Here is a 12,709-nt window from a genome sequence, read left to right on the forward strand (position 1 = left end):
ATGTATAAGGAGGTACTAGTTGTGGCGAAAGAAGATATGATTGAAATTGAAGGTACAGTCGTCGAAACTTTGCCGAATGCAATGTTTAAAGTTGAATTAGAAAATGGCCATGTTGTTTTAGCACATGTTTCAGGAAAAATTAGAATGCACTACATTCGTATTTTACCTGGTGATAAGGTAACAGTTGAATTATCTCCGTATGATTTAACACGCGGTCGCATTACTTATCGCTTTAAATAGTTGTACTCCGTAAAATTCAAGGAGGTATAATCATGAAAGTAAGACCATCAGTAAAACCCATTTGTGAAAAATGTAAAATAATTCGTCGTAAAGGTCGAGTTATGGTTATCTGTGAAAACCCAAAACATAAACAACGTCAAGGATAAAAGGAGGTTAACGTAAAATGGCTCGTATTGCAGGTGTAGATATCCCTCGTGATAAACGCGTTGTTATTTCGCTTACTTATATTTTTGGAATCGGAAAGAAAACTTCTCAACAAGTTTTAGCTGAAGCAGGAGTTTCTGAAGAAATCCGTGTACGCGATTTAACTAACGAACAAACAGATTCAATCCGTGCAGCGATTGATAAATTAAAAGTTGAAGGTGACTTACGTCGTGAAGTAAACTTAAACATCAAACGCTTAATGGAAATTGGTTCATACAGAGGTATGCGTCATCGTCGTGGATTACCAACTCGTGGACAAAACACGAAAAATAATGCACGCACAAGAAAAGGACCAGCTCGTTCTATCGCTGGTAAGAAAAAATAAGAATTAAAGTGAAGGAGGTATAAAGCTTCATGGTAGCAAAAAAAGTTTCTAGAAAACGTCGTGTGAAAAAGAATATTGAAGCAGGTGTGGCACATATCCACTCTACATTCAATAACACAATCGTAATGTTAACAGATGTTCATGGTAATGCAATTGCATGGTCATCAGCAGGTTCATTAGGATTTAGAGGAAGTAAAAAATCAACACCATTCGCAGCTCAAATGGCAGCAGAAGTTGCAGCTAAAGCAGCAATGGAACATGGTTTAAAAACTGTTGACGTAACTGTAAAAGGACCAGGTTCTGGTCGTGAAGCAGCTATTCGTTCATTACAAGCAACAGGATTAGAAGTGACAGCAATTCGTGACGTGACTCCAGTTCCTCATAATGGATGCCGCCCTCCAAAACGCCGTCGTGTTTAGTGAGTGAGTTTATTCTAATGAGTAGAACTTTTGCGACATTGAGCAGGACACTTTTCGTTTTGAAAGGGGTATAGACAAGAATGATTGAATTTGAGAAACCAAGAATCACAAAGATTGATGAAGATAGAGATTATGGCAAGTTCGTCATCGAGCCACTTGAAAGAGGCTATGGAACTACGTTAGGTAATTCATTACGCCGTATTTTATTGTCATCTCTTCCAGGTGCTGCAATCACAAATCTTCAAATTGATGGTGTATTACATGAGTTTTCTACTGTCAAGGGAGTGCGTGAAGATGTCACTCAAATAATTTTAAACATCAAAGGCTTAGCACTTAAATTATATGCTGAAGAAGAAAAAACTTTAGAGATCGATATTACTGGTCCAGCTAATGTTACTGCCGGTGACATTATTACTGATAGTGATGTTGAAATCATGAACAAAGATTTATTCATCTGTAGTGTATCTGAAGGTGCAACATTCCGCGCTAGTTTAACTGTTAAACCAGGCCGTGGTTATGTACAAGCTGATGAAAACAAAAGTGAAGATATGCCAATTGGTGTTTTACCAGTGGATTCTATCTACACACCCATTACTCGTGTTAACTACCAAGTAGAAAATACGCGTGTTGGACATCGTGAAGATTTTGATAAATTAACTTTAGATGTTTGGACAGACGGTTCTATTGCACCGCAAGAGGCTATCAGTTTATCTGCTAAAATCTTGACAGAGCATTTAGATATCTTTGTTAACTTAACTGACGAAGCTAAGAACGCTGAAATCATGATCGAAAAAGAAGAAACACAAAAAGAAAAAATGTTGGAAACAACTATAGAAGAATTAGATCTATCTGTTCGCTCTTATAACTGTTTGAAACGCGCAGGCATCAATACATTACAAGAATTAACAAATAAATCTGAGGCTGAAATGATTAAAGTCCGTAACTTAGGTCGTAAATCACTTGAAGAAGTAAAAGCTAAATTAGCTGATTTAGAACTAGGATTACGTCAAGACGATTAATCGTTAATTGACTAAGGAGGGAATACGACGTGAGTTATCGTAAATTAGGCCGCACAAGCAGCCAAAGAAAAGCTATGTTACGTGATTTGACAACTGATCTTATCATCAACGAACGCATTGAAACAACTGAAGCTCGTGCCAAAGAAATCCGCTCAACTACTGAGAAAATGATTACTTTAGGTAAACGTGGAGATCTTCATGCCCGTCGTCAAGCCGCAGCTTATGTAAGAAACGAATTACTAGAAGCTCGTTTAGACGAATCAGGAGAAGTAATCATCCAAGAAACAGCTTTACAAAAATTATTTAATGACTTGGGACCTCGTTACCAAGATCGCCAAGGTGGTTACACACGTATCCTTAAAAAAGGACAACGTCGCGGTGACGCTGCACCTATGGTAATTATTGAATTAGTTTAATAATACTGTTTAAATATGTTGCATCACTTTATAGATGATTCTTTTAGAGTGTTATGATGTTGGAAATTAATTTTTCCGAGTCTAGCTCGGTGCTGGTCCCTTAGTTTTTAACTAGGGGGCACGCGCTCATCATATAAAGTGCTTTTTTTATACCCGAATGTAATGCGCTTTAATTGTCAAATAGCTGAATATCGACTAAGATAAATGAGTGTTTGTCTTGGTTCACAAGAATGTTTCCTTGTATTTTTAATAATTATATTATTAAGAATAGAATGAAACATTTTTTTAAAATAAAGAAATAAAGAATAGGGAAGAATTGATATGGAGACACCTTTAATTGAATTAAAAAATATTACGTTTAAATATCACGGTGAAGAAGAAAAAAATGCACTGAATGATGTTTCCTTAAATATATATCCAGGAGAGTGGGTGGCTTTAATTGGTCACAACGGATCTGGTAAATCAACCTTAGCAAAAACAATCAACGGTTTAATTGTCCCAAATGCTGGGGATATTTTTGTGAAGGGTGAAAAAGTGACAGAGGAGACACTTTGGGATATTCGCCGAATGATTGGTATGGTTTTCCAAAATCCTGATAATCAATTTGTGGGTTCAACGGTTGAGGATGATGTGGCCTTTGGTTTAGAAAATCAAGGTGTTCCTCGTGAAGATATGTTAACTCGAGTTAAGGATGCTTTAGAGAAGGTGCGTATGTCTGACTTTATGATTAAAGAGCCAGCACGTCTTTCTGGTGGTCAGAAACAGCGGGTGGCGATTGCGGGTGTGATTGCTTTAAGACCTGATGTGATCATTTTAGATGAAGCGACGTCTATGTTAGATCCTCAAGGACGTAAAGAAGTGATTGATACTATCCGAAAAATTAAAGAAGAATCTAATTTAACAGTTATTTCGATTACTCATGATATTGATGAAGCGGCGTATGCTAATCGTGTGTTAGTGATGCGTGAAGGTGAGATTATTCAAGAGGGAACACCGGGAGAGATTTTTTCTCATGGTGAAGAGTTAATCGAACTTGGCTTAGATGTTCCGTTTCCTGAAAAATTAAAAGCGGCTTTAAAAGAGCGTGAGATTGATGTGCCTGATACGTATTTAACTGAGGAAGGGATGGTGGACTGGTTATGGACATCCGGTTTGAACAAGTAGATTTTACTTACCAGCCTAATAGCCCTTTTGAACAGAGAGTGCTTTTTGATGTTAATTTAGATATACCAAGTAACAGCTATACAGCGATTGTTGGTCACACTGGTAGTGGTAAATCTACATTACTCCAACATTTAAATGCCTTACTGAAACCGACTAAGGGGAAAGTAACCATTGGAGACCGTGTGATTACACCTGAAACAGATAATAAAAATTTAAAACCGATTCGTAAAAAAGTGGGGATTGTGTTCCAGTTTCCAGAGTCTCAGCTATTTGACGAAACAGTGGCACGTGATATTGCTTTTGGACCAAAGAACTTTGGTGTTTCTGAAGAAGAAAGCATGAAATTAGCAGCTGAAATGCTCGATTTAGTTGGTTTAGACGCTTCTTACATGGAAAGATCACCATTTGACCTATCTGGTGGACAAATGCGTCGTGTGGCCATTGCGGGGGTTTTAGCCATGGAGCCTGAAGTGGTGATTTTAGATGAGCCAACAGCAGGACTTGATCCACGTGGTCGTAAAGACATGATGGAAATGTTCTACCGTCTTCATAAAGAAAAGGGCATTAATATTATTTTAGTCACCCATTTAATGGATGATGTGGCAGAATACGCTGATTACATGGTGGTTCTTGAAAAAGGAAAAATCCATAAAAAAGGTCATCCTCGTGAAATTTTTGAAGATGTGACTTGGTTAAATGAAAAGCAACTCGGTGTGCCAACTGCGACTGATTTTGCGTTTAAATTAATGGATAAAGGCTACGAATTTAGTCAGTTACCATTAACAGCCACAGAGCTTGCAGATGAGTTAGCCCGTGATTTGAAAGTGGGTGACGCTCATGATGAATAAACTAATTTTAGGACGTTATATTCCTGGGGATTCATTCATTCATAATTTAGACCCGAGAGCCAAACTGGTAGCCAGTTTTTATTTTATTGCTATTATTTTCTTGTGTAATAATTTTGCGTCATTTGGATTAATGTTTGCTTTTACGCTTTTTGCGATTCTTTTATCAAAAATAAGTGTGCGTTTCTTTATTAAAGGTGTGAAACCCTTAATCTGGTTAATTTTATTCACGGTGATCTTGCAAGTTCTCTTTTCGCAAGGTGGAGAAGTTTACTTCAAGTGGGGGATTTTCACGATTAGTGAGTGGGGCCTTAAAAATGGTGCTTACATCTTCATTCGTTTTGTGTTGATTATTTTTATGTCAACCTTACTTACTCTGACAACGCCACCTTTATCACTGGCTGACGCCATTGAGTACTTACTGCGTCCGCTAAAAGCGATTAAGTTTCCAGCTCATGAAATTTCATTGATGCTATCGATTGCTTTGCGTTTTGTTCCGACATTAATGGATGAAACGGAAAAAATCATGAACGCTCAACGTGCTCGTGGTGTAGACTTTGGTGAAGGTAACTTGATGCAGAAAATGAAAGCCATCGTACCATTGTTAATTCCTCTTTTTGTGAGTAGTTTTAACCGAGCGGAAGATTTAGCGATTGCCATGGAAGCTAGAGGTTACCAGGGCGGTGAAGGTCGTACGAAGTATCGTGTCTTACATTGGGAAAAGAATGATACTTTCGTTGTGATTGGTTTTGCGATTTTAACAGGTCTTTTGATCTGGTTACGAGGATAAAAAAGAGGGACTGTGACGATTAATGTCATGGTCCTTCATTTGTGAAATTAGGGAGGAAATACTATGCCACGTTATAAAGCAGTGATTAGTTATGATGGAACCAACTATGCAGGTTTCCAAGTTCAAAATAATGCCCACACGATTCAAGCTGAAATTGAAAATACGTTGAGACGAATTAATGGAGGGAAATCGATTACGATTCATCCTTCTGGTCGAACGGACTCTGGGGTTCATGCGAAGGGACAGGTGATTCACTTTGATTACCCACACGAGAGGGACGGGGAGAAATTCCGCTTTGCACTAGATACTCAAACCCCAGCAGACATTTGTTTCCAATCAGTGGAGCAAGTAGATGACGAATTTCATGCCCGTTATTTGGCAAAAGAAAAGATTTATCATTACCATGTGGATTTGGGTCAATCACCGGATCCATTTAAACGCCTGTATTCGGCTCACTACCGCTATCAACCTGATTTAGAGATAATGAGGCAGGCTGCTAAATATATTGAAGGAGAGCACGATTTTAGCGTCTTCTGCGCAACTGGTAGTGCGGTTCAAGATAAAACAAGAACAGTTCATGAGGTAACCATTGAAAAAGTGAGTGAAACAGAACTTGTTTTTATTTTTAGAGGAAATGGTTTCTTATATAAGATGGTTCGGATGCTTGTGGGAACCCTTTTAAAAATCGGCAACGGTCAATTACCAGTAGACGCGATTGAAAAAGCCTTACTTAATCAAGATAAGAAGATGACCGGACCAACAGCCCATCCTGAAGGTCTCTTCTTAATGAATGTGAGCTACAAATAATTTTGAAAAAAATTAAAAAAATGCAATGAATTTTATTGACATATCAATGAAATCACGATAATATGATAAATGGTATTGTTTGACCACAACATGGTGAGCCCCGGAAACTTATTATGTAATGCCCAAACAACGTAAAGAAAATATTGGAGGAAAAATACCCATGCGTACAACATATATGGCCAAAAATGGCGAAATTGATCGTAAGTGGTTTGTAGTAGACGCGACAGATATTCCTTTAGGTCGTCTATCTACAGTCGTAGCATCTATCTTACGCGGAAAAAATAAACCAACATTCACACCACATGTAGACACAGGTGACTATGTCATCGTAATCAATGCAGACAAAATTAAATTAACTGGTAAAAAAGCAACTGACAAGATTTACTACCGTCATAGCCAACACCCAGGTGGTTTAAAAGCTATCACTGCTGGTGAATTACGCGACAAAAACTCACGCCGTTTAGTTGAAAACTCAATTAAAGGTATGTTACCAAAAAATACTTTAGGACGCCAACAAGGCTCTAAATTATTCGTTTATGGTGAAGCTGAACACAAACATGAAGCACAACAACCAGAAGTATTAGATATCACTAACTTAATTTAAGGAGGGAATTTCATTGGCTAAAGTACAATATTTAGGCACAGGCCGTCGTAAAACATCTGTAGCTCGCGTACGCTTAGTACCCGGTACAGGTAAAATTATCATGAACAAAAAAGACATTGAAGAATATATTCCACATGCTGATTTACGTGAAGTAATCATGCAACCACTAGTATTAACAGAAACTAAAGGCGCATATGACGTATTAGTTAACGTTGACGGTGGAGGATACGCAGGACAAGCTGGGGCAACTCGCCACGGTATCTCTCGCGCTCTTTTACAAGTAGATCCAGATTTCCGTCCAGCTCTTAAACGTGCAGGATTGTTAACTCGTGACGCTCGTATGGTTGAACGTAAAAAACCAGGTCTTAAAAAAGCTCGTAAAGCATCACAATTCTCTAAGCGTTAATTACGATTATCGTTCGAGATTTCGAGTTACGAGAATCGTACTGGGCGAAGCTTTGCTGAGCGCAGTTACTATAATCATGACTTTCAAGGCATCTTCCATTTGGAGGGTGTCTTTTTTTGATATATACAACCTTCATAATCGGCTAAAGTATCAAAAACTTATCTTATCAATGGGATATCTCAGCTTATAAAATTATTTGATGCTATATTTCTAATATTTGGGTGGCTTTTCTAAATCTACCCAATAATTTGATTAAATGATATTTAAAAAATTTATCATAATTAAGTGGAATAATATTATTAAGAAATTTAATCCGCGAAACATCTTTTATTTCAAACATAGATCTTGTTGAAATACCTTTTATATGCGATCCTAAAGTAGCAGATAAAAAGTATAAGAGGTATGAAATCATGAAAAAAGAGATTAATGTTGTGGGAGCAATTATTATTAAAGATAAAAAAATCCTTTGTTGTCAAAGAGGTCCTGGGAGAGCTTTAGCGAATCTTTGGGAGTTTCCTGGTGGAAAGATAGAAGCGGATGAATTAAAAGTTCAAGCTTTAAAACGCGAGATTAAAGAAGAGTTAAAAGTTCAAGTGGATATAGTGGAAGAAGAGTTTGCTTTTTGTCGGTATGAATATGATTTTGGTTATGTTAATTTAACGACGTTCATCTGTTATTTGAAGTCGGGTGAACCACAATTAACGGAGCATCTCCAAGTTAAGTGGCTACAGGCAGAAGAACTAAATTCATTAGAATGGGCACCTGCTGATATTCCAACGGTTGATAAATTAATGAATGAGGAAATCGAGGACTTGTGAGATGGATTTATTAGAAACAGCGTTAAAAAGAGCATTTATCAATAAGTTAGTTCCTAGTGATACCTTAAATCCTAAATTTATCATTAATAATCCTAAGAAGAAGGATTTTTTATTAACAACGGTTCAAAGTGATTTAGATAAGTGTCAATCTTTTGTTATCTCCGTTGCTTTCATTACTCAAAGTGGGTTAAACGCGATTAAGGTTCAGTTGGCTGATTTGGAACAGCGAGGGATTAAAGGGCGTATTTTGACATCTACTTATTTAGGCTTTAATCAGCCAGAGGTTTTTGAGTCTTTAATGAGAATACCGAATGTTGATATTCGGATTTCGGAGAAAGAAGGATTTCACGCTAAGGGTTATTTGTTTGATATGGGAGATTATCAGAGTTTTATTATTGGTAGTTCTAATTTAACCATGGCCGCGTTAAAGCAAAATTATGAGTGGAACGTTAAGCTAACTTCTTATGATAATGGTGAGATGATTACCACAATTCAAGAGCACTTAGAAAACGAATGGCGGACGGCAGTGCCTTTGACCGATGACTGGCTAACAAAATTCAAAAAGTCTTATCGTCCGATTATTAATTCCCAAATAATCAGACAAGAAAAAACAATTTTAGCGGAAGAGGATTCTGTCTATATTACCCCTAATAAGATGCAGAAAGCTGCTCTTAGTAGTTTGAAAGATTTACGTGAAACGGGTGCTAGTAAAGGTTTGGTTATCTCGGCTACTGGAACTGGGAAAACTTATTTAGCGGCGTTAGATGTGGCATCATATGAGCCTAAACGAATGTTGTTTATTGTGCATAGAGAGCAAATTCTAAAAAAAGCGATGGCTTCATTTAAAAAAGTGATAGGTGGTAAGGATTCAGATTATGGAATTTTATCTGGTAATTCAAAAGAAACAGAGGCTAAATATTTATTTGCGACCATTCAAACTATCTCAAAAGATAATTATCAAGAACTTTTAGGCAAGTCAGCTTTTGATTATATTTTAATAGATGAAGTTCATAAAGCAGGGGCTGAAACATACCAAAAAGTTATTGAGTATTTCACACCGGATTTTTTACTAGGGATGACAGCAACCCCTGAACGAACAGATGGTTTTAATGTTTTTGAATTATTTGATTATAATGTGGCTTACGAGATTAGGCTTCAGGAAGCACTTGAAGAGGATATTTTATGTCCTTTTCATTATTTTGGTGTGACGGACTATGAGAAAAACGGACTTCTGATTAATGAAACGTCAGAGCTTAAATATTTAGTTAATCAAGAACGGATTGATTTTCTGATTAATAAAATTGATTATTATGGTTGCTCTGGAAATCAGGCAAAAGGGTTGGTTTTTTGTAGTAGAAAAGAAGAAGCCAAAGAACTGTCACTGCTTTTTAATCAGAGAGGAATTCCGAGCGCTTATCTTTCTGGAGATGATAAACTAGATGTTCGAGAATCAGAGATTGAGAAGTTGGAACAAGGGCAGATTCATTATATTTTTACTGTGGATATTTTCAACGAGGGGATTGATATTCCTAAGGTGAACCAAGTTATTATGTTGAGGAATACAGAATCAAGTATTATTTTTATTCAGCAATTAGGACGTGGTTTACGTAAAGATGAGTCTAAGGACTTTGTGACTGTGATTGATTTTATTGGAAACTATAGAAATAATTACATGATACCTATGGCGTTATCGGGAGATCATTCTAGAAATAAAAATAATTTAAGACGAGATACGATTGACGCTTCATATATTTCGGGTTTATCGGCAATTAATTTTGAAAAAATCGCGAAGGAACGAATTTTTTCATCGATTGATCAAGCTAAATTGGATTCCATGGTTGAGTTAAAGAGGAATTTTTATTTATTGAAAAATCGTTTGAATCGAGTGCCGTACTTATTAGATTTTGAAGAAGCAGGAAGTGTTGATCCTTTACTGATTGCTGGGAAAACTAAAACCTTTTATCAATTTCTAGAAAAATTAGGAGAAACGGAAGGAAATATTTCTGATGAAGAATCACAGGCGTTAAGATTTGTTTCCTCAGAATTACTATCAGGTATCAGGCCACATGAGTTACTGATTTTAGCCAATTTTTTAAAAACCAAAAAAGAAGAGCTAACCATAAAGCAAATAGAAGCGCTGTTTGTTGAGCAATCAATTTTTTATACTCAGGATATATTAGAATCTTCTCTGAAAGTTTTGGATTTATCATTCTATGAATCAGGACTGAGAAAAAGATATTTACCTTCTCAGATGTTTACCTTTGAATCGGAAAAATTAGTGATAACTAATAATCTCAAAACATACTTGGAAAATCCTTATTTTGAAAAACTACTGGGAGATTCAGTTTTAACAGGCTTAAAAAAAGCAGAGAATTATGAAATCACTCAACCTCTGAACCTGTATAAAAAATATCGAAGAAAAGATGCCTTGCGTCAACTTAATATGATCTTTAATCAAAATGAACAGGGGATTGGTGGCTACACATCGAGTAACAATCACTTTACAATCTTTGTGACCTTAGATAAGGGAAAGGATTTTAAAGCGTCACTGATGGCATATGAAGATGAGTTTTTAGATGAGCGGACGTTTCGTTGGTTCACTAAAGCACCAAGAACATTAAATTCTAAGGAAGTAAAGGACATACGAGATTTAGACGATTTACATATCCATCTCTTTATTAAACGAAAGTACACTAATAAAGATAACGAAACCGATTTTTATTACATGGGTGAAATGAAACCAATTAAAGAATCGATTACTCAGAAGCAGAAAGCAACCTCTGATGGAAAAATGAAGAACGTTGTGGAGATAGATTTTAAATTGGGAACAGCAGTGGAATCTAATATGTATGAGTTTTTGACTAAGGTAGTGGAAGAGAAGAGGTCTTAAAAAATAGAATTTCTTATTCTATCGCATAGTTAATCAAAGTAGACTCAAAATTCGTATTGATAAAAAATAAAGATAGACTTGCCATCTTAGATAAAGTCTATCTTTATTTGGTGTGTATTCGGTGTATGTAAATATTAATTTTATTAAGTAATGGATTTAATTTGGAAAATAAGATAAAATGCTAGATATCAAGGTTTTAAGAGTTTTTAGATGCTGGAGGAATTTACTTGGAAAATAGGATGGATGAAAAAAGATTCCGAGAATTGTTAGCACAAAATGAATCGGAAGTTTTAGAATATAAAGGAAATAATAGCGATCCAGAAAAAATTGGCAAGTATATATCTGCCTTAGCAAATTCAGCAGCAATGTTAAGTAAACAATTTGCCTATATGATTTGGGGAGTATCAGATGAAAAAGAAGTCATAGGGACAAATTTTTATCCAGAATCGGAAAAAAAAGGTGGGGAACCTTTGATTTCATGGTTGGAAAGAATGATAGATCCTAGACTATTCATTGATTTTAAGAATTTAACTATTGATGGCAAACATATTGTAGCTTTAAGTATCCACATGACTGCAGGAAGACCAGTTGCATTTCGTGGTTCTAGATATATCAGAAGTGGATCATCATTAAAAAACTTAGGAGAGTATCCTGAAAAAGAACGAGAACTTTGGCGTTCTTTCGATGCAAAAACATTTGAACGAGAATTTGCCAAAACTTCTTGCTCACAAGAGGAAATTTTTAAGCTTTTGGATATACAAACATACATAGATATGTTGAACTATTCTAATATAAGTAGTACAGAGGAAATTCTCCTGAAAATGGAGGAAGATTTAATTATTGAAAAATCGAGTGATTGTTATAATATTACAAATTTAGGTGCTTATACTTTTGCGAAAGATTTAAAAATGTTTGAGGAATTAAGAACTCATGCTGTACGAGTTATTCGCTATAAAGGAGTAAATAAACTGTCGGCTTTATCAGATACTACAGCATCAAAAGGAGTTGTTGTTGGATTTGAAGGGCTACTTTCATATGTTAGACAATATTTACCAGTTCAAGAAGAGGAATATGAGGAGAGCGGAAGAAAGGTTCAAAAGACAGATTATCCTTCATTGGCTATTCGTGAATTGGTAGCAAATCAGATTGTTCACCAAGATTTTTCAGTTCGTGGTAGTAATCCTATGATTGAAATTTATGATAATCGGGTTGAAATTATTAATCCTGGAGCACCAATTAATGATGCTAATCGTTTATTAGATTTACCACCGATATCAAGAAATGAAGAATTAGCTAATTTATTTAAAAAAATGCATTTAGTTGAATCTAGGGGAAGTGGTATAGATAAGGTAGTAATTATTTTGGAAACAGAAAATTTACCTGCACCAACGATTGAAGCTAAAGAAAATAACACAATAGTTACACTTTATCAGCGAAAGTTAATTTCAGATATGAATGATCGTGAGCGAATTAATGCAATCTACTACCATGCTAGTAGACTATACTTAGAAAATTCTTTTATGACGAATAAGTCAGTGCGAGAACGCTTTGGATTAACACCAAAGCAATCAGGTATGGCTAGTAAAGTTATCACATTATCTGTCAAAAGTGGTATTGTAAAACCTTATGATGAGAATGCTGGTAATAAGTTTATGCAATACATACCATTTTGGGCTGATAGTTATAATGAACAATAATTTGTAAAATAAAAGTGTTACATTTTTGAATGGTATAAATTTTGCTAAAAAAGCACCAATCTAAA

General features: G+C 35.8%; 15 protein-coding genes. All 15 read left to right on the top strand.

Annotation, left to right across the window (positions count from 1 at the left end):
- Nucleotides 1–21 precede the first annotated feature (21 nt).
- The 15 genes from infA to G7082_RS05795 all read left to right on the top strand — a co-directional run bounded on the left by infA (nt 22) and on the right by G7082_RS05795 (nt 12,644).
- Nucleotides 22–240: a translation initiation factor IF-1 gene (infA, locus tag G7082_RS05725; RefSeq protein ID WP_086950506.1), complete on the top strand. Its 219-nt coding sequence runs from the start codon at nt 22–24 to the stop codon at nt 238–240.
- Between the two features lie 32 nt (nt 241–272).
- A complete protein-coding gene (gene rpmJ, locus G7082_RS05730) occupies nt 273–386 on the top strand; it encodes a 50S ribosomal protein L36 (RefSeq protein WP_071457744.1) in 114 nt (37 codons plus the stop codon).
- A gap of 17 nt (nt 387–403) precedes the next feature.
- Entirely contained in the window at nt 404–769 is a 366-nt protein-coding gene (gene rpsM / locus G7082_RS05735; protein WP_086950505.1) for a 30S ribosomal protein S13, read from the top strand.
- 29 nt (nt 770–798) lie between these two features.
- A complete protein-coding gene (gene rpsK / locus G7082_RS05740; RefSeq protein WP_086950504.1) occupies nt 799–1,188 on the top strand; it encodes a 30S ribosomal protein S11 in 390 nt (129 codons plus the stop codon).
- A gap of 80 nt (nt 1,189–1,268) precedes the next feature.
- Entirely contained in the window at nt 1,269–2,207 is a 939-nt protein-coding gene (locus G7082_RS05745; RefSeq protein ID WP_086950503.1) for a DNA-directed RNA polymerase subunit alpha, read from the top strand.
- Between the two features lie 29 nt (nt 2,208–2,236).
- The gene (gene rplQ / locus G7082_RS05750; RefSeq protein ID WP_166034197.1) at nt 2,237–2,623 is read left to right on the top strand and encodes a 50S ribosomal protein L17; all 387 of its coding nucleotides are present in this window, start codon (nt 2,237–2,239) and stop codon (nt 2,621–2,623) included.
- A 321-nt stretch (nt 2,624–2,944) separates the two neighbouring features.
- Nucleotides 2,945–3,787: an energy-coupling factor ABC transporter ATP-binding protein gene (locus tag G7082_RS05755; RefSeq protein WP_166034198.1), complete on the top strand. Its 843-nt coding sequence runs from the start codon at nt 2,945–2,947 to the stop codon at nt 3,785–3,787.
- Nucleotides 3,763–4,635, top strand: coding sequence for an energy-coupling factor ABC transporter ATP-binding protein (locus G7082_RS05760; RefSeq protein ID WP_166034199.1), 873 nt, complete (start codon nt 3,763–3,765; stop codon nt 4,633–4,635). Before G7082_RS05755 ends, G7082_RS05760 begins: the two co-directional genes overlap by 25 nt.
- A complete protein-coding gene (locus tag G7082_RS05765) occupies nt 4,625–5,422 on the top strand; it encodes an energy-coupling factor transporter transmembrane component T family protein (protein ID WP_166034200.1) in 798 nt (265 codons plus the stop codon). The genes G7082_RS05760 and G7082_RS05765 overlap by 11 nt, the downstream gene beginning before the upstream one ends.
- Nucleotides 5,423–5,485: 63 nt before the next feature.
- On the top strand, nt 5,486–6,229 hold the full coding sequence (truA, locus tag G7082_RS05770) for a tRNA pseudouridine(38-40) synthase TruA (protein ID WP_166034201.1): 744 nt from the start codon (nt 5,486–5,488) through the stop codon (nt 6,227–6,229).
- A 160-nt stretch (nt 6,230–6,389) separates the two neighbouring features.
- Nucleotides 6,390–6,833 (top strand): 50S ribosomal protein L13, encoded by a 444-nt coding sequence (gene rplM, locus G7082_RS05775; protein ID WP_166034202.1) that lies wholly within the window; start codon nt 6,390–6,392, stop codon nt 6,831–6,833.
- Nucleotides 6,834–6,846: 13 nt separating this feature from the next.
- The gene (gene rpsI / locus G7082_RS05780) at nt 6,847–7,239 is read left to right on the top strand and encodes a 30S ribosomal protein S9 (protein ID WP_086950496.1); all 393 of its coding nucleotides are present in this window, start codon (nt 6,847–6,849) and stop codon (nt 7,237–7,239) included.
- Between the two features lie 410 nt (nt 7,240–7,649).
- Nucleotides 7,650–8,057, top strand: a complete 408-nt coding sequence (locus G7082_RS05785) for a (deoxy)nucleoside triphosphate pyrophosphohydrolase (protein WP_166034203.1) — start codon at nt 7,650–7,652, stop codon at nt 8,055–8,057.
- A gap of 1 nt (nt 8,058) precedes the next feature.
- The gene (locus G7082_RS05790) at nt 8,059–10,947 is read left to right on the top strand and encodes a DEAD/DEAH box helicase (RefSeq protein ID WP_166034204.1); all 2,889 of its coding nucleotides are present in this window, start codon (nt 8,059–8,061) and stop codon (nt 10,945–10,947) included.
- 227 nt (nt 10,948–11,174) lie between these two features.
- Complete coding sequence (locus G7082_RS05795; protein ID WP_238842696.1) at nt 11,175–12,644, top strand: ATP-binding protein; 1,470 nt, start codon at nt 11,175–11,177, stop codon at nt 12,642–12,644.
- Nucleotides 12,645–12,709: the final 65 nt, after the last annotated feature.

It is taken from the genome of Vagococcus hydrophili (genome assembly GCF_011304195.1).
GTDB lineage: Bacteria > Bacillota > Bacilli > Lactobacillales > Vagococcaceae > Vagococcus > Vagococcus hydrophili.